This window comes from Allobosea sp. FBZP-16 (genome assembly GCF_002831785.1).
Taxonomy (GTDB): Bacteria; Pseudomonadota; Alphaproteobacteria; order Rhizobiales; family Beijerinckiaceae; genus Allobosea; species Allobosea lupini.
The window spans coordinates 1-19,395 of record NZ_LNCQ01000029.1 but is presented as its reverse complement, the minus strand read 5'-3'; the positions used below and the strand labels follow the sequence as shown (position 1 = coordinate 19,395).

The 19,395-nt window shown below is 61.8% G+C and carries 8 protein-coding genes and 1 pseudogene; 5 read left to right on the top strand and 4 right to left on the bottom strand.

Going from position 1 to position 19,395, the window contains the following annotated elements:
* Positions 1–87 precede the first annotated feature (87 nt).
* The 3 genes from CXY91_RS14775 to CXY91_RS14765 are packed head-to-tail and all read left to right on the top strand — an operon-like array spanning position 88 to position 14,852.
* On the top strand, positions 88–8,685 hold the full coding sequence (locus CXY91_RS14775; RefSeq protein WP_158673422.1) for a coiled-coil domain-containing protein: 8,598 nt from the start codon (positions 88–90) through the stop codon (positions 8,683–8,685).
* Positions 8,679–14,288 carry a hypothetical protein gene (locus tag CXY91_RS14770; RefSeq protein WP_100962113.1) on the top strand — a complete coding sequence of 1,870 codons (5,610 nt, stop codon included), beginning with the start codon at positions 8,679–8,681 and terminating at the stop codon, positions 14,286–14,288. The genes CXY91_RS14775 and CXY91_RS14770 overlap by 7 nt, the downstream gene beginning before the upstream one ends.
* Before the next feature lie 39 nt (positions 14,289–14,327).
* A complete protein-coding gene (locus tag CXY91_RS14765; protein WP_158673421.1) occupies positions 14,328–14,852 on the top strand; it encodes a hypothetical protein in 525 nt (174 codons plus the stop codon).
* A 7-nt stretch (positions 14,853–14,859) separates the two neighbouring features.
* On the opposite strand, the pseudogene CXY91_RS14760 reads toward CXY91_RS14765, so the two are convergent.
* Both CXY91_RS14760 and CXY91_RS14755 read right to left on the bottom strand, forming a co-directional pair.
* Positions 14,860–14,934, bottom strand: a pseudogene (locus tag CXY91_RS14760) (integrase core domain-containing protein); the annotation flags it as partial.
* A gap of 590 nt (positions 14,935–15,524) precedes the next feature.
* A protein-coding gene (locus tag CXY91_RS14755) for an IS3 family transposase (protein WP_100962111.1) occupies positions 15,525–16,711 on the bottom strand; the annotation gives its coding sequence in 2 pieces (ribosomal slippage) (positions 15,525–16,459 and positions 16,459–16,711; 1,188 coding nt in all).
* Positions 16,712–16,995: 284 nt separating this feature from the next.
* Between CXY91_RS14755 and CXY91_RS14750 the strand changes: the two genes are divergently transcribed.
* A protein-coding gene (locus CXY91_RS14750) for an IS5 family transposase (RefSeq protein WP_100962110.1) occupies positions 16,996–17,753 on the top strand; the annotation gives its coding sequence in 2 pieces (ribosomal slippage) (positions 16,996–17,329 and positions 17,329–17,753; 759 coding nt in all).
* Between the two features lie 185 nt (positions 17,754–17,938).
* Positions 17,939–18,361: a hypothetical protein gene (locus CXY91_RS30205; protein WP_158673420.1), complete on the top strand. Its 423-nt coding sequence runs from the start codon at positions 17,939–17,941 to the stop codon at positions 18,359–18,361.
* A 96-nt stretch (positions 18,362–18,457) separates the two neighbouring features.
* Here CXY91_RS30205 and CXY91_RS30200 read toward each other — a convergent pair whose 3' ends face one another.
* Complete coding sequence (locus CXY91_RS30200) at positions 18,458–18,721, bottom strand: hypothetical protein (protein ID WP_158673419.1); 264 nt, start codon at positions 18,719–18,721, stop codon at positions 18,458–18,460.
* A gap of 467 nt (positions 18,722–19,188) precedes the next feature.
* The coding region (locus CXY91_RS30715; protein ID WP_210202605.1) for a hypothetical protein at positions 19,189–19,395 on the bottom strand (207 nt) is incomplete at its 5' end.

Below are 19,395 nucleotides of genomic sequence, written 5' to 3'. Positions count from 1 at the left end.
TCCAACCAAATACTAGTTGACTCGATAGCGAACGCAAGCCTCTATTTTTACTTTGTACGGGCACCACACTACACTCGGGGGGCGCGCGTGGATGAGAGGGCGGGACATTCTGACATCGTGCCGGTACCGGAACAAAATTCCACCGGCACAATGATGGTCGACCGGCGCGTCGTCGTCGGTGGCATTGCCGCGGTCGGCGCCGCGATTGCTGCGGGCGCGGCCGGCGCGGTTGAGGCCAATCCTCCTTCCCCGGCTTTTCGACTTTTCGCACGCCGGCCGTCGCCCTCGCCCGATAGCATCCAGCGAGGCGCCCGACTCGAGGCCGAGATTCAGATCGTCACGGCGTTCGAAACCGATAAAAAGGAGCGCGCCTACCGCTATGAAACCGTCGGCAAGCTCGCGCCGGCGCTGTTCGGCGGCAGTGACGCCTCCTTCGTGTTCGGCCGGGATGCGACCGGACGGCTATCTTCGTTTTCCGCCCCAAAAGCTGCCTTCCTGGGCTCCGGGAGTCCCGAGGAGAAAACTTTCGCGCTGAATTTCACAATTGTTGACGAGGCCGGCACGGCAAAATTGAAGATCGAGATCGACCTTGGCGACAGGACCCGCGTCGAGACCAAATTGGACGTCGCGACGTTCTTCTCGGAAGGCCCGGGCAATCTTGCGGAGTTCACGTTCCGGGACAAGGGAAAGCTCGACAAGCTCACCCAGCGGATGTTCGGACAACGCATCAGCGGCGCAAGCGCACCGACCGCGACGCTCTCGCTGAGTGCGGCAGGTCGGTGGGCACTGAGCTCGAAGGAAGGTTTCTGGGCCTTCAAGGGCGCCTTGATCTTTCATCATCTCGACCTTGAGCGGGTGCGCTCCGATGCGGGCGCGGGCGCGCAGATTCAGGCAGAGGAGAGCCGCGCCGCCCGGCATAGCGCCGACTACGCACTCGTCGGCCACGCGCGTGCAATCGAATGGGCCGCGACAGCAGAGCTGTCGCACGCTCGCCGGGCATACCAGCTCAACACTGAAGGCGATCACCAACTCTTCTTCGAGCCCGATTTCGACAAGGACAATGCGCTTAAGAATGCGCGCTTGGCATTCCGTCATTGGGGCACCCCGGACGATACCGTCGCGCTGCTCCAGGCCAGCGGCGAAGCCCTCTTGCGCCACGGCAGCAAAGTACCAGAAAGTCGATTTCCGCTCTCAGCGGCCGTGCTGACGCGTCAGCGCGCTCGGCTGGATAATGGAAAGGCCGTTTTCCAGGATCGCCTCAGAGCGCGGTTGTCATCAAAGCCCTTCAAGCTCGACACCGCTTATGGCGGCTTTGAACTATCCGGCGACCCCGAGCCTCTGGCCCCGGCTCCGGTACCGGACGCAGCGGCTGCTCCCGCCGGCGGCGCAGCTCCGCCGCAACCGCTGCCGCCAGCGTCGCATCTCAAAAAGCCGGCCGTCCAAACGATCTCCGACATCGCACGCCCCGAGCGAGGCTTGACCCATTTCGTTGCCGAGATCGCCCAAAACCGTCTCACTCATTTCGCGGCGCGCGCGCTTCTCACGCATGTCGGCCTGCCACTCCCCGATCGCCGGGGGACAACGAACCCGGAAGGCCTTTGGAGCCGCATCGACGTGGCGGGCACGGAGGTCGGGCTCCAGATAGACGGCGTGTCGAAGGAGATCGGCTTTGCCGGCCTCCGAGGCTGGATCGAAATCGGCACGCCTCCTCGCACCATGACGAGCGGCGCACGCCCGCCGGTTCGGCTCGCTCTCGACGGTGCGCGGTTGACGGTGCGCCGCCCCAGCGACCAACTCGCCCTGGCATTTGGCTTCCGCGATCTCGTCCTCGAGTTCGGCCAGCCCCTCAATGACAACGGTCGCTTTGCCCGTATCACGCCGGCGGCCAACCTCATCGGCGCGGGCATCACCGTCAGCAAGGGCGAGCAAGGCGAGCCCGCACGCCGCAACGACAGCCGTCCGCGGCTGCTGGTGCATTTCCCTCCGCAACACGTTGCCGAATACGCCTATGCACGCCAGATCAATGACGGCGTTTCGCTGCCTGCATCACCGATGTGGATCGCTGATCCGGATGGCTACTTCGCGCGCCTGTCCGAGGAGGCCCAGAACGGAAAGCTCAATGAGCCCGTGGTGCGCCAGCAGCTTCAAACAGATGCGGCTGCTCTTGGTAGTCATTCACACCCTGACGTCCGATCGTCCGTCGTCGCATTTCGCGATTTTCAGGAACTGCTGGAACGGTTCAAAACCGAGGTAGGCGAGTTCGCCGCGCCGCCAGAGCCGGACAAGATCGTGGCTTCCATCCGAGCGCGATGGTCTCGTTTGCCTGACAATCAGCGCATCTTTATCGGCACGCACCCGCTCGAGCTCGATCCCGATGCACGGCGCGTGTTGCTCGATCTGGCCCGGTACTCGGCCGAGGCGAAGCGCAAGGCCGATCCGCGCGCCAGGCTGGAAGCTCAGATCGCCGGGCTCCCGACGATCGATCCTCCCACAAACCTGCGGCACGAGATCGAGGAACGATACGGCGACGTCATCGGCAAGCCGATCGCGGACTGGCGGCCGGAAATTCGCGAAGTCTTGCGCGCCGAGATGGCGCGTCGAACCGAGGCGTTCGGACGCGCTACGGCGCTATACAGTGAGCTGACTAAGGCAAAACCGGACAAGAGCGGCGATTTTTCCGCGCTCAAAGAGAACCCCGCGGCACTGCCCGCGGCGTATCCCGGCGCGAAACGCCTTCTCGAAATCGCACGCGGCCTCACCGGCAGCACCGAGCAGCACGCGTTCGAAGGCCTTGTTTCCGCGCTGCATGCGGGGATGAACCAGCGCGAAGAGTTCGAAGCCATCACGCCGGCCCGGCTATCGGGGCCGTCACGGCTCGTCTTCAGCCTTACCTTCGACGACCTGAATCCGGACCTGGATTTTTGCCTGGACGAGCTGACCGATTGGGGACGGTACGATCTCTCGGTGACGCGCCGGGCCGAGACACTCGAAACGCTTCCGGGAGGACGGCAAGCCCACCCGCGCCTTCGCGAGGCGGAAAGCGACGCGGCACGCATTCTCGCGCACCACGGCATCATGCCGGGGCGGTCCATCGAGGGGCGGCTGGCCGATATTCGCATGTCGCTACGCGCGCCGGAGGCAGACGAGACCGCGATTGAATTGCCCTCCCGTCTGGTCCTTTCTCCGAGCCAGTTCGGCAGGTTCCTGACGTCTCGCCCAATACCGGACGCCCTCTTTGCACCGGCGCAAGACAGCGGTGCCGGCGCTTCCTGGAGCGTTCAGCCGCCATTATGGTCGGCGCAGCTCGATCTGGAAAACCGCCCACCACAACTACGGGCGGTCTGGTCGCCCGATTTCAACCCGGAGGTCTTCTCCGGGATGCCCGCGCCCAAGCGCGGGCATTTCGCGCCTTGGGACGTGCCGCGCGACGGCCTCGACGGGGCTGCGAAAGCCAGGCTGGCGCTCGACTCCTACGACAGGCACGAGATCGTCGCGCTCTCCTCGGTCTTCGGCATGCCGGTCATCGGCAAGCGTAGCTCCGCGTTCCGCATCATCGACACCTCGCAGATCGAGCCGCCGAAGGATTATGCGCTCAAGGGACTCGCACGAACTCCGGGCGCCGACGGGTCGCAGCAGGACCTTTCGGCGATCTACATGCCTGAGCCACTCAATGTCACCGCGCTCAGGCTGACGGGGCGCGGCGGCTCGCTCAACCTCGACACCGCCTTCCACCCGCCGGCCGCAGCGCTACGGGATCAGGGTCGGCTGCCGCTCTTCGACTCGTTCTCCGTCGAGCGTTGGCGACAAGTCACCACCTTGGGTCGCGATATCGAGGTCGAGGTCGTCTACAAAGGATATCTGTTTCCACTCGGCATCCGTGCATCGCTCGTAAAGCTAACGGAACGGCTGTTCTTCAGAAATGACAAGAACGGCCAGATGACCGCCTTTCTCGTGCAACGCCAGTTCATCCGGATCGGCAAGCGGCACAAGACCTATCCGGCTCCAGGCCAGGGGGATGGCAGCCGCCGCTTTCCCGCCCATCAGCTGGAAATGCTCACGCACCAGACGCCAGACATCGTCGACCCGCTCGACGATCCCACCGGATCGTTTAAAAAGCTAAACGAGGCGCCGGCGCAAGCGCCGTATTTCGCAGAACGACCGAATGGACGGATCGATTTCGCCCCGGCTTCGGCGCTGGCGCCGGACTCGACAGCCGCCCGGGAAAAGCTGCTATCCGGGCTTGTGTTCTGGCCGAGAACGCGATCCGGCTATGCCGACAGCATCGGGTTCGAGTTCGCGGTGGAAGGCCATCCCTCCGCCCTAAAGCTACCGATGCTGTTCGTCGACAACGTCGCGGTCAACCAGCCGGACATACTGGCGGCCATCGTACGATACTACAACTCGCACGTGCCGGAAGAGTGGAGGACAGCTCAACATGCCGGCACCCGCCGCCGCTACGCGGAAGAGGAGCAGGAAGGGCAATGCACGCTCGAAACGCTGACTTGGACGCTCGGCGCTGAGGGCCGCCCAGGCGGAACCGAAAGCATTTCGGATCGGGTCACGCCCGGCATCGCCAATACCCGCTACGAGAACGACCCGATTCTGGAAGGCGCGGAGCAGCCGCCGTTCTACCCCTATGTCTCGAAAGCGGCGGTCAAGCTTGGACCTTACGAACGCTTCATCGGGCGCTCGCTTCCCTCAACATTAGTACGCTTCGACGAAAGCTACAGGAAGGACGGCTTCCGTTCGAAGAGCAGCACGGATCCGGGCGATCGCTATCTCGAGTTGCTGTCTCCGCTTGCGGTGGGCATGGGGAATGCGGGCGACCGTTCGGGCGGGATTGCGCGCCCCGACGTCGACGTGACCTGGGTATCGCGTCGGCTTGGCGCCATCGGCGGCGCGCCGCCTCCGGCAACTCCTCCCGTCGCCGGCGCGGCGATTCCGCGGAGAGATTTCAACTTCGACTCCTGCTTCAACAGTAAATCCAAGATCCTCGGCCTGTTCACCTTCTCTGAACTGTTGCGGGGAATCGGGTCCTCCTTTCCCGAGATGCGCGAGCAGGTCGACAGCGTCGTCGAGGACAAGCTCGACGAATTGCGCAGCCTCGTCCTTCCGCCACTGCGACGGGCCATCGTCAGGTTCGACCAAGCTTGGGACGATGCCCGCAACCGGCTGGCCAAGACGACGGACATCGCCGGAGATATTTCGACGCTCGATCTGCGGCTGATCTATCCGGAGCTCGATACGAGCCTCGATGCACTACGCCAAGCCATCACCGACGCCGAAAACGAAGATGTCATCATTGCCATACGTGCATTTGCGACCCTTCGCACCGCAGGACAGCGGCTGATTAATGCTCTGCGGAGGATTACGTCAGATCCGGTCGGGCCGATCAAGGCGGAGCTCCGGGAGCGGATCCGGCGGCTGCTGGGAGCGTTGTCCGACATCCGCTCGCTGATCGCAAAAGCGCTCCAACAGGTCTTCGCCAATACCGACGCGGCAGTGTCGGGAATCCTTGATGACACGCAAGCAACGATCGATCAGCGCCTGGCCTTCTTCGCGGCACTGGTCCGCTTGCCCCCGATCCTCGATCCCGTGGCGCTGGAGCACGACCTCGCACGCCGTGTCGAGGCAGCCAAAGCCAAAGCGGCAATTGGTCTGTTGAAGGAACTCAAGGTCGACTCGGATCTCGTCGACGCTCTCGCGCGTGGATTTCTCGACATCCTGACGGTCTCGGGACCGCAAAATGCCAAGGCCGGAGAAGCGATCCGGGAGCTGCTGGACAGCTTCCTGGCCGCCTATAACGCCGAACTGAGGAAGGCAACCGACCTCGACACCCTGAAGCCGTATATCGACGAAATCGAGCGGCTGGCGAAAGCATTGCCGAAACCGGACGAGGTCAATGTCGACCTGGCTGCCGGCGCGCCGCGGCTCCGGGGCGTGCTGCTCGCGATCGCCGGCCCGCAATTCGAGCCGATCCTCGGCAAGACCGGCAGCGTGGCGACGGTGATCCGGATCGTGCTGCTGGTGCGCGACAATCAAAGCGATGCTGGCCGGCGCGCATTCATCCTGCTTCGTGAACTGGGAGAAGCACTGGTCCGCGATCAAGCCCTTTCCTTGCTGCAGGCCTATGCCGGGCCGATCGCGGATTGGAATGCCACTTGCGGCCAGTTGCTAGGGCTTGGCGTCCGCTTCGTCAGTGATCTTCTGCCCGACTCCGAGGAGCTTGACCAAAAGATCGCCGACCTCGAAACGAAGCTCGCCGGCCTGTCTCTGAGCTCTGGTTTTGCCGCAGTACGGGATCGTTTCAGCTTCAATCTGCGACGGCTGCGCCTCGCCCTGGCGGGGCTCAGACAGGTACAGGGGATCATTGCCAGTGCACCGGACGCACTGAAACAAGGTTGCTTCGACCCCGCGAGCGAGACCATAGGCGCACCGCTTGCAGCGGTGGTGCAGGTCACACGTGCTGCAGAAGACGCTGGCGCACATATCGCGAGCTTCATCGACACGCTCGCACTTTTGCCCACCGACCTTCGCGATTTCAGCGAGGTGCTACGCACTGCCGATCTAGACGAACGGAGTAGCATCTCAGCCGACCTCTTGGCCTTCGCCAACGCGTTCGCGTCCTATCTCTCGAACCTCCTGAATGCCGAGGCGCGGAAATCGATCGATACGTCGATCGAAGCAATCAAACCCCAACTAAGTGCAATCCCGGAGCTCCTGTCTGTCGTCGTGGGCTTGCAGCAGTCCGTCGCGGCCTTGCAGACGCTTGGGCTCGCACTCCGAACCGAGGTGGATAAGCGCAAAGCAACGGCGGAGAGCCCCGTTCGCGCATTCGCCGCGGCGATCGACGCGGCGCTATCGACGCTCCAGGAGAGCGGACGCGAGGCGATATTCTTCGGCCTCGGGCGTCTCTCGAGCCTGTTGCGCGCAACCGAGAACGAATTTCTGGTCGCGATCGGCGATGCAGCCGGCCCGTTGCTCCGCCCAGTGCTCGAAGGGATCCGGCAAGTCTATGACGCCATCCTCGACGCGCGCAGCAGACTCGGGACGCCCGATCCGCTGACCAGCCGCCTCGTCGCCTTCATGCTGAGCCTTATTCGGCTTTCGGACGGGGCCTCGCCGCAATCCCTCGTCGACGTATTCCAGGTGGCGCCGGTCGCACCGTTCCTTCCAACCAACGGGGAAGACAAACGCGACGGCATGGAGATCGAGCGCGCTGAATTGGCCAGTATCCTCGCGGCCGGGCCGAAGCCTGCGTTTAGCCCCGACGCCATGCGCGGCATCCTGAAACTGTTCCATGCCTATCAGCAAAGACATGCAGCCCCGCTGCGGCTTGCCGAGAACTTCACGACGATCATGCAGAAGTTCCTGCGCGGCGACATCGCCGCGCTTGTCGACTTCAACCTGCTTCGCGACGAGATCGAAGCCACGCTTCGCAGCCTCGTTCCCGTGAAGATCACCCGCAGCTATGATTGCGACGTCGAGCTGAAAGTCCCCGACGCACTTCAGAAGCTCGTTGAATTCCGGCCCGTCGCGCATCCAGAGGGCAAGGTCGGAAGGCTTGTACTCCGTGCTGGCGGTTCGATCGACCTGCTGAACCCCAAGGCCGCCACCGCCCATGCGGCCGGCTTCCTGCCAGGCATGACGATCAAGCTGCTGGGCAGCCTCGACATCGTCAAACTCAAAATGCCGCCGAGCCATTTCAGTGCGTCGCCCGGCGATGGCTTCAGCCTGTCGATCAAGGTCGAGGAAGTTGAACTCGGCAGCACGGTCGGGTTCATCAAGGATCTTCAGAGCTATCTCGGCAGCCCCAAGGACGGGACGGGATTCTTCCTGCGTCCACTGACCGGCCGCGGCGAAATCGGGATCGTCGCCGGGTATTCGATCGCGCTTGGCGCCCTGAGCGTCGGCTCGATGTACATCTCGAACCTGTCGTTGTCGGCCGCTGCTGAGTTGCCGTTCAGCGGCGGCGACGCGCGCTTCGTGATCGGGATCGGTCGCCCGGAAACGCCGTTCATGATTTCGGTGCTACCCTTTGCCGGCTGCGGATATTTAGGACTGATAGCCAATTCGCGCCGCATCGTGGGCTTCGAAGCCTCGTTCGAGTACGGCGGCGGTTCAGGCTTCAACTTCGGCCCGCTCAGGGGCGAAGGACGGATCACGGTCGGTGTCTTCATTCGGACCATGGACGGCTTCACCGAGCTTTACGGCATCTTCTTCGCCGGGGGCGAGGCTCGGATCGCCAGCTTCTCGCTCGGCTGCGCCTCTCTTTACGTACGCCTAACTCAGCGTGGTTCGAACCTAAATGGCGTCGCGATCTTCACCTACAGCTTCCGCGTAGGACTCGCCGACATCCGCTTCTCCGTCAAGGTTGAGAAGGACGAGCAAGGATCGCGTCAATCAAGCAAAGCAGATGCCGAGGTTGTTTCAACAAATTTTCGCCATGGCCTCGACCTCAATCCGTCTGAATATTCGCTGCTCGCGGATCGGCAGCCCACACGTCCTGTTCCCCTTCTGATAAATCAGAACACCTGCAAGGCGATCGATTACCGTATCTACAAGCGTTACTTCGCGTACCCGGGCACGGCGCCTGGGCGCCCGGCATCGCAAGGCAAGCGCCCGGCGAAGCCGAATAAGGCGCCTGCCGCGAATCCCTCCAAAGCATGGGAACTCACATGGTGACGAGCCGGCCACCATCGGATTGCTTCGCGAGCTTCGGGGCACGCGTCGTCGCGGCCGGAATGGTCAAGGGAAAGCCAGGCCGCATCCGCCTGACGGTCAACCTTATGCCGGTCAAGCACGAAGATGGAGCGCCCAAAATCCTGCTTCGCGACTGGCCGATCGAGATCGAGAGGCTGCTTCGTTCTAGCGAGAACGCTCTCGAGCTCTGGGCATCGGCTCCAGTGGAGGACAGTCACGACGGCAAGATCAGCCGGCCACGCTTTGGTGGTGCCTGCATCCCGCTTCCGGCCCATGGTATTCCACCGCAGGCAGAGAAAGAGCAGGGCGCCGTCAACGACTTCTGGCAGGAGTTGATCCCGCCTGATGGCGAGGAAACCGTCTGGTCGGCCCTCGTCGATGTCCTCGACGTCGAAAGCGAACCGCCGGCACCGTACCTCAAAGATGGGCGTCCGCAGATCGCCCCGACGGGACGGGCCGACGCCGCTTTGTTGCATTTGCTCGATCGGGCGGAGCGCGTCATCCATACGCTTGCGGCGGAAGGGCTGAGCCGGCCGATCGCCGCCGCGAGCGACCTCGTCGAACGCGGGGCTGCCGCCATCAAGGCCGACGCGGAGCCCTCGCAGGAGAACTACAAGGCGCTGCTAGAGGAGGACCGAAGGCGCGCGAAGGCGGCGTTCGAACTCGTGCTTGGTCCACGCGTGGAGCAGGAAGCCAAGGTCTTCAACGCCAGGAAATCCTATCTCACAAGCAAGCTTGCCGAGGAAACGAAGGCCGCGCTCATCGAAGCCTCGCTGAAGACCGCCGGAACGGCACCTCGAGAGCAGTTTTTCGATCCGCTCAGCCGGGAAAGTCTTTGCCGCAATATTCGGGCTCTGCACTTGGCAGCTGTGTGGCCGGATCCCGAGAACAAGATCCCGTCCCTTGACGGGCGGCCCCTGGCAGAGGGCGGGGCCGAGGTCAAGGAAGTTGGGCTCCAAGCCCGCAACCTGCTATTCGCCTTGCGCTCCTATCCAACGCTCGCGCGGCTGTTCCGGCTCGTCGTCGACGTCGAGGTCGATGCCACAGTCGTACTCAAGGCCGCGCAGAGCGCACGGCCTTTCGCGGGCGATGCCGAGAAGGAGGAGTTCCGCTTTCTCTTCCTCGGTGCTGGCACTGACAAGAAGCGGGTGGCGACGCTGGCTCGGCTCGAAACCCGGCCAGGAGATATCGTCGATCTCTGGCCGGCGACGCGGGAAGAGCTCGACCTTCGTTATGCGGGGTTGTCGACGTCCTCGGTTCGCGCCTCTGGTGCTGCGACGAGCCTCGGCGGCATCATCGACCTCTCCGTCCGGCAAATGACGGGGGAAGGCGCGGCCCAGACCGTCAATCCGCGCTTCGCGCTCGTGACGATCGATCCGGCGCTCGCGGCGGAGACTCGAATTCGCGCCGCGAACCGCGCCGAGGACCTCGCTCGCTCGCTGCAAGCTACGGGCGAGGGCGAAACGGCGCCCGAGAACGCTCGCCGCCATGAGACCAACGCCCTCACCCGGGGCTTTACGCTCATCGACCGCTGGCGGGCGAGCGCTGTTGCCGCAGAGATCGCGGGCGCGGACGCTCCGTGGAACGACGGCGCCCTGCCGATCCTGGATGCCGATGATCTCACGATCGGCTATCGGCTCGACGTCTCCTATCGGGAGTCGACAGGGCAGCACGGGGCTTGGCGCAGCCTGAACGAGCGCGAGATCCGGTTCTTCCATCCAAGTGACAATCTGGACGACCCCGCGACCGACAGGACGGTACCATGGTTCGAGGCTCTCGGGCTGCAATCGGAAACCGAGCGCCGGCGCGAACTCGACGCGTCCGTTCTGGTTCCGGGCGTCCGGCGCCGCGGCCTTGATCCGTCTGGAGAGATGCTCCACGTCGAGGAAGCGCTTACGACCTGGGAGGGCGATCCGCTTGGTGTCGGCTGCTATCCGTCGAAGGTGCCCGTTGTAGCAGGTGCCGACCTCGCGGTAACCCGGACCTTCCGACTTCCGGATGAAGCCGACGAGCACGCCCACAAACCCTGGCCGTTACGATATGGCTGGGCCTATTCCTTCGCCCTACGACCAGTCTGGTACGGCGGGGTCTCGCTGACCCTCGACCAGGCGCGCAGCCGCTATCAATCACAACACGTGCGGGACATGGCCTTGCCATCGAGTGAGGCCGGTCGCGTGAGCCCGTTCCGGCGCTTCCTGCGGCTTGAGCGCGTGCTTAAACCACAGGTCCTGCTCCCTCAGGGCATCGCCCTCATGCCCGACCTGCTCGCCAAGCAATCCGCCACCGTTGTGACGCTGCGGACCGCACAAGGCGAGCCCTCACGCAGCCTCCCGCAAGACACATGGCGGATCATCTTGCCTGCGGAAATAGGGTTGGAAGAGGCTTCTCGCCACGGCCGCTTCGATGCGGGCGACCACAAGCAGCGCTTGCCGGACGGCGATTTCGGCCTTGTCGACTTCGACGCGGAATGGGGCGGGTTTCCGCTTGCTGTCGAGCAGACCACCGCCGAAGGGCAACCGTCCGAAAAACGTGCGGAGATTCGCAAAGCGAGGCTGGTCACCCAAGGCTCTCTAGGCCAGGAGCGTAGTCGCCGCGCCCCACCTGAGATGCAAGGCGAGCTGATGTTCCGGATAAGGAACGCAGCTGACCCAGCCGCCCGTGTGAAGGCTATGGCGGAAGCTACCAAGGGAATCTACTACGCCGATCCGGCCGCCGAGTTCATGGTGATGGCGCTTCGCCGTGCCGGCACCCGCACGGGCACCGGCTACTTTCGGGGCGCGCCCGTGGTCGTCCCGTTGCGGAAATCGTCTGACCTGCTTCCGGTCGCAGTGCATTTTGTCGCCGCAGCGGACCTCAAGCGGGCCGCGGGCAAGGAAACTCGTCAAGAGCACTTCCGCTCCGATGCCGCGCGCAAGGACGGCTATATCGACGTGGCAGTCGGAGACGAAACGAACCCGACCAGCGGGAAGGGCAAGCGCCATCCGGCGCGGCTTGTAACCTTCGAGCTCGCGCCGGGCGACGCTGTTGAGCTCGATGTCTGGTCGATACCATCGGAGAAAGCTCTCGCGCGAATTTTCGATTTGCCAGAAGCGATCGCGGTGGAGGCGATGATGCTGGCTCGCAGGGGACTGAAAGCCAACGAGCATCCGGGCCACGCCGCCCTCCGCAAAGCGCTGGACGCCCTGTTACCCCAGCACAGTTTCCGAACCTGGAATGCGCCCAATCCACTCCTTCCGGACACCGCTCAGACGCGCTGGAGCAGTCACGGCGATGTCGAAGTTCAGGCGTGGATGATACAGATAGTCGCCAGTTACCTCCATCAATTCCTAAAGTATCGCCCCATTCCTGAGATCGCGAGCCTCGAAACGATCAAGGCCAGCCATGCGACGGACAAGCCGCGCGCCCCTGAATGGAAGAAGAACGAGGTGATCAAGGCATACCGCGTTGCAGCGACCGACATGGCCCGAACCTCGGCACTGGACCAGCTCCGGAAAAATCAACCTCCTCCGATCGCGCAGCCTGGAGATACCGGAATTGCCCTAGCCGGAAAGGCGTTATTTGACCGCGACACGTCTCGGCAGCTTGAGGTTCTTGCCCGTCTCGTCACCAGTCCCGGCATCGGCTTCGACGATCCGAAACGTGGGCGCACGCCCGAGGAGCGGCTAGCCGGCGAATGGAACCTGCAGGATGCAAGCGCATCCGGCGATGTGTCGAGCAAGCCAAACAGGAAGGAGATCGCGAACATCCACAATGCCCGCGCCAACGACCACAACAAACTTTCCCTGACTCGGTTGCTCTATGGCTTCGAGGTCGCGCCCAACGGCGTCGTCACACTGCCGAAGTCGGAAGTCTGTATCCTTCAAGTTGATGCGATCGGTGCGCTCGACCCAGACTACCCACCGCTAAACCATACGCTGGAGCAGGTTGACCTCGCAGAGGAGCAGTTACGCGCATTGAAGACGAGCGAGAAACTGGACCAGAAGAATCGCACGATCTCCTTCGAGCCTTTCAACGACCACCTGGCTCGCAGGCTCGAACTTTCGCTAAGATCCACGACGCGCTACGATTCCCATTTTCTTAGGGTCGTGGCCACGCAAGCGACCGGCCATGCGCCGGAAACTCACTATGTCCCCCAGGCAGCCGGCATGCTGTCGGCGCGTTCAAACGACAAGGAGCAACAGGAGGTTTGGGTACCTGCTACCCGCAGACCGGACAAACCCATTGTCCATGCGGTCTCGCCGGTCTTCTTGACTGAAGAGGTGAACCCCACGGTCCGCGACGAAGGCTGGGTCGCTCGTCGGGTCTCCACGATACTGCGTGTTTATCTCGATCGCCCGTGGTTTTCCTCTGGCGAGGGTGAGAGGCTTGGTATCGTGCTCTGGCCGCCAGACATCGAGAGCCTGGATCAGGCCGCACTTGCGGCGGGGATCGTTCGCAAGCAGAAGGGTGCGCTACACGACCGAGACATGGATCTCTGGGAGAATTTCGCGGATTCGGATTTGGGAGAGGCGGGTCGCTTCGTCACCCGCATGGGAGTGGATCCGATCCGGACCAACCCCATTCTCGAACGGCCAGACGCCACCCGCGGACGCCCTGGTGGGCCGTCGCCCATCGGGCCATTCCTGACGCTTTTGGCATTTCCCGATTTCGCTCCGGATGGCCCCACAACGGTCGACCCGCAGGTTCCGAAGCTGGTCAGCTCCGTCCCGATGCCGGCGTCCTCCGAGGATGACGAGCCAAACAAGAATGAGGACGACGAGCAAGGTCCGAAGAAGCCGCCTCCACTCAAGCGCGGCAGCGAAACGCTGCTGGTTTCGCTGGTGACATTCGTGCCCCGCTTCGATGTGGAACGCGAGAAGTGGTTCGTGGATCTGAGACTCAACCTTGGGCCCTATGCTGAACCCTTTGTCCGGCTTGGACTGGTTCGCTATCAGAAGCACGCCCTGCCCTTCCTTGAGGCGTCGGCTCCCGTCGTCACATGGGCGCAGACCCCGTCGCAGCGTACCGTCGAGGTCCGGAGCGCTGCCATCTATCTGCGGACCGCCGACGGGAAGACAAAGCAACATATCGAATACAAAGTCGTCGTTCACGGGCCGGAAGACACCCTCGCGAGCGGCGACGTCGGCGACAGGCCCGGCGAGATGCAATTCACTATCCGGAGGTTCGGTCGAACCGCGGCCTCCCTGCCATTCGACTACGTCCCGCGCGATGCGGTAGACGAAGCCGACTGCGAACGCATAGTCCTCCGCGGGCTTATCGACACCTCTGCGGGGACACCAATAAAGTGCGGTTGGTATGCCCGATTTGTTCTTCCAAAACTCGGTAAGGATGACGGTCGCTATCGCCTCACGCTCGAGGAAACTGAGCGCTTTCCTTCGACCGCGGATGAGCTGGCGCTGCCCAATTCAAGGCCCACAATGACGCAAAGCGGCCCACGCTTCTTGTTTGAGCAAATACTGCCGGCGGAGCCATGGAGCCATCCACGCCCCCCCAAAACCATGAAACCGCCACCGCAACGCCGCCGGAACGCACGAAAGCGGAACAAAAGGCGCCAGAGACTTCCAAACAACAGAGCTTCGTCGTGACCCGAAATACGGGGTATTTGTGCAACTCGGGAGGATGATATGGGAGGATGGATTGGAGTACCCGCCGCCGGCCTATTGCTGATGGGAGTGCAGCCGGCGTGTGGGCAGGTGCTGAAGCTTGAAATCATCACGGAGATCCGGCCGCCGCATGTGCAGGCAGGGGAAAAATCGCGTCAGGCAATCTCCATCGACTTGGCCAACAGTCGCGCGAGTTCCACTGTTAGCACCGGCGTCACGCAGGTCGTTCCCGGGTGGGACTGGGGAAGCGTGCGCGACAAATTCGAACTTAAGAACGTCACCTTCGGCAGCCCCCGGATCACGTTCATTGCGAAGGGCCAGACCGCTTCGCCGGTGCTGTTCATGCCCGATATTGACTACCAGTTCTCGGTCATCCTTAACCGAGTGCAGAAAAAGATCTGGATCTCTGGATGTCACAACCGGTTTCCGAGCTACCGAATACTCATCAACGGCGCGTCGCTTTATGATCAGAATCAGGTTGGAAATGCGTTCACCGGCCTGATCGGAGTATGCGACACGATCAGCATCGTCGAGGGTAGCTATTGACCGCCAGGCGGAGGCGACCGTTGAAGCTTTCGATAAAGCCGTTCTGCATCGGCTTGCCTGGCGCAATGTAATACCATTGGACGTGGGCCTGAGGTGCACCGCAATCTGCGGCACCTCATGCGACCAGAGCAGGTCGTAGAGTTGGCGGCGGGTCAGATGAGAGGTCATGTCGACAGCCGAATCGCAGCAGAGGGATCGCGGTCAGCGTGCCGTCTCAATCGGATTTTCGCGAGGCCAGAGGGCCGAAGAGGCCCGCGGTTACCTCACGGTTGCAGCGTTTCGCGTCCACGCTATTCCACGGTCGTCTACCAGGTTCACGCCAGTCGCGCCGGTGTAATTTGCAAAGGAGCGAGCCACGTGAATTCCAATTGACAGCCATGAACGCCAGTGAAATATAGGAACACTATAGTAATTCCCTTGCCAAGGTTGGGGTCGAGGGTTCGAATCCCTTCGCCCACTCCAGACAATATCAAGGCTTGAGAGGCACGTAAGCGTCGGGTTTCCCGGCGCTTTTTGCTTTTTGGGTCTGAGTGGTTCGGGGCGAATTCCGAGGGGCTCCAAAAGCCCGTGGTTACCTCGCGGTTACAAGTACGATCCGGAGCGGCACAGGACCTCTCGGCCGGCTCGCGAAAACCCTCACTGCTTGAAACAATTTGACCTGCCACTGGTTTGTCATCCAGCGGCGATTAGAGCCTCGGCAGGTTTTACGCCGTGTGGCGCGGTGGGAGCAACGGGCGATCGGCGGAGCTGGTCGGGGTTGCGCAGCCGATCGTTCGTTGCGGTGAAGTTGGCGGCGTAGGCCGCAGGCGTCAGGTAGCCGAGCGACGAATGCGGGCGCTGTTGGTTGTAGTCGGCGATCCAGACCGCGATCTTCGCGCGGGCGTCGTCGAGGTCGAAGAACAGCGTCTCATTGAGAAGCTCGTCGCGCATGCGGCCATTGAAGCTCTCGGCGAACCCGTTCTGCATCGGCTTGCCCGGCGCGATGAAGTGCCAGTCGATACCGCTGTCGCGGCACCAGGCGAGCATGGCGTTGCAGGTGAACTCCGTGCCGTGGTCGCTGACGGTCATCCCCGGCTTGCCGTGCCGCTCGATGATCGCCGTCAGTTCGCGGGCCACGCGGCGCCCTGAGATCGAGGTGTCCGGAATTGCGCCCAGGCACTGCTTGGTGACGTCGTCGACGATGTTCAGGATGCGGAAGCGCCGGCCGTTCGCGAATTGGTCGTGCACAAAGTCCGTCGACCATCGCGCATTCGGCCTGGCCTCGACCAGGATCGGCGCCCGCGTGCCGACGGCCTTGCGGCGGGCACGTCGCTTGCGAACCGAGAGCCCTTCCTCGCGATAGAGGCGGTGGATGCGGTTGACGCCCGAGGGCTCGCCTTCCCGCCTGAGCAGGATGAACAGCCGCCGATAGCCGAACCGCCTTCGCTCGTTCGCCAAATCGCGCAACCGGGTGCGAAGCTCGGTGTCGGGAGGCCGACATGACCGATAGCGGACCATCTTGCGATCCGCGCCGACGATGGTGCAGGCCCGACGTTCCCACAGGCCCATGACGGCCTGCAGATGCGCGACAGCGTCGCGCTGCACGGCGGGCCCTACCATTTTTTTGACAGAAGCTCCCGCATCGCCGCCACGTCCAGCATCTGCTCGGCCAGCAGCTTCTTCAGCTTGGCGTTCTCGTCCTCAAGCTGCTTAAGACGCTTGGCTTCGGACACGTCCATGCCTCCGAACTTGGCTTTCCAGTTGTAGAGGGTCGCCTCGGAGACACCGTGCTTGCGCGCCAGATCGGCGCTCTTCGCGCCGGCCTCATGCTCGCGCAAAACCGCGATGATCTGCTCTTCCGTGAACCGCGCTCGCTTCATCTGTCCGTCCTTGAGAAGGCCGGACTCTAAATCTCCCTGGAGGAAAAACGCAGTGGCAGGTCAAGGCACGTAAGCGTCGGGGTTCCCGGCGCTTTTTGCTTTTTGAGCCTGTGGGATTTGCGACGATTTCCGAAGTGCCCCGAAAGCCCGTGGTTACCGCGCGGTAACAAGTTAGGCTCGAAGTCGTGCCGGGCTCCTCAAATGCGCCCCGCTAGGGTCCGGACCCATAAAATTGTTGGCGCCCCCGTCATGGCGTGATTCACGACTTCCGAAAGGAAGTCATGATGAACCCCGATCGCTTCTGGCTGACGGATGTGCAATTCGCGCGGATCGAGCCGCATTTGCCAATCGACACACGGGGCAAGCCGCGCATTGATGACCGCCGGGTGATCAGCGGCATCGTCCATGTCCTGAAGTCCGGCGGGCGCTGGATCGATGCGCCGCCGGATTACGGGCCAAGCAAAACGCTCTACAATCGCTATGTGCGCTGGGCCGCCAAGGGCATCTGGGTCGATCTCTTCCATGTGCTGGCCAGCGCCGGTGGTCCTCCCGCCCAGGTGCTCATCGACTCCTCCGCTGTGAAGGCGCACCGCTCGGCCTCGGGCGGAAAAGGGGGGAGCGGAACCAAGCCATCGGGCGCTCGCGTGGCGGCCGCACGACCAAGATCCACGCGCTGACCGACTGCGACTGCCGGCCCATCGCGTTCCTGCTCACCGGCGGCCAGGTTGCCGATTGCACGGCAGGTTCGCCCCTGTTGGAGCAGATGCCGGCTGCTCGCATCCTGCATGGTGACAAGGACTACGACAGCAACGCCATCCGCCGACAGATCGAGGAAAACGGCACCATGCCGAACATCCCGCCCAAGGCGAACCGCCGCTGGAAGAACTGCTTCTCGCCCGTGCTCTACCGCGACCGAAACGCAATCGAGCGCATGTTCTGCCGTATCAAGGACTTCCGACGCGTCGCCACGCGATACGACCGAAAAGCCGTCAACTTCCTCGAAGCCGTCTGCATCGCGGCCACTGTCAACTACTGGTTGTGAGTCCGGATCCTAGAGCACCGGGCGATCGAGGTGGAGCTGCATAGAAGAGGGCTCGGATTCGCTTGTTAAATCTGCGAATCTGACGCAAGATAATTAACTCGTCCAATTGTGAATTTACTGGAGCGTAATTGAAATCCGGTAAAGTTACACGGTCGTCGAATATCGATTTGTCGCCGGATGATTGCATGATACTCCATAAAAGTATACAGTCTTCACGGCGCTTTGCTGCAAATATCCATCAGGCATTGATTGCCCTATTATTGATCGTGCTGACAAGTCTGCCCACAGGAGCAGCGGCGAAATGCCATGCCAGCGGACCAATACAATGGTACATGCATTCGAACGACAAGATCGAAATGGTTGTTACTACAGATCAGGAGGGGTGCGGGCACTCGTTTTCTCGAATGCTCAATGGGCGTGAATTACATCGGATCGTTGTCATGAAGCAGCCGTCGAATGGCACGCTCAAGCAAATTGGAGAAACGACATACTATTATATTCCGAAAATGAATTTTCTCGGGAAAGACAATTATGTCTTATACATTTGCGGAAAAGAATTATGGGGTTCGGGCTGCGCGAGATTTAATTTTGCCGTAACAGTCGAATAAGTGCGTATGATGGAATTGTTTTTTTCATTGACAGTCTTGCCGAGACAGCGGGAACTGACAATCGATTGAATGCCGTTCCCCTCATTCGTTGTTGGATTAGCTTAGCTGACCGTCCACAGAACCGGCAGCAGGCCACAGATCCGGAGGATTCCATAAGCTCGCTGAGATGTCTACCGAAGTCCTACTCTTCTCGATAATTTCGCTAATCTCACGAAGTTTGACGTACTTTCGAGAGTTGAAGAGCGTGTAGGTCGGAATTTGTCCCGCCTTGGCTGCCCGATAAAATTTGAAGAGCGGCAGTCCGAGCGCCTCGGATGCCTGCTTCAGGGTAATCAGCTTCTCGCTTTCTCGGAGTTCCACGAAGCGTTTCCTTCAAGAGTATTGACCTCTCCGAGGAAGGAAACATGCGGGGCGCCTCGCCACAATTAGGATGAGAAATCGGGTGAAATCGGCAGGGTTACACGGCGGTTGCAGATTAAGCGGTTCGCGGGCCTTCGAGATCGGCGGGCGCCTACAAGTTTGGCGTGACCGTTCAATTTGAACACGGGCGCAGCAGGGCTGTCAGAGACGCCAACGTTGAATGCTTTCAACATATTGGAACTCAATGATAAATCGCTTGCGACATGACGTTGGTCATTGCTGGTTCCGAAATTCTGCTCTGGCGAATATGCCCAGCCCTTGCATTCGCGGCGCGATTTTGAACCGGGCTCGGAAATCATGCCTGCCAAGCTCACACGACGGCGCACTGCCTGGTTCCGTTCGCTAAGTGACTTCCGCAGTCCGATCGTCAGCAGAGCTGAGACACCGGCTATCGCCGAAACCTCACCTCAGACGCGTTCAATCACACGCCCTGTAAACGTCAGATGGTCCGCGCCGATCGACGTGATCCTGATATGGCACCGCCCACCGTCGTCGGTCTCGAGCATCAGGTCGCCTTGAAGGTCGGCGAGAATCAATATGCTCGGGTCGCAGATGATGACCTGCCCCCCGGAAGTTCCCTCGCTGTGATGTAGAGTCTGCCCAACCTGAGAAGG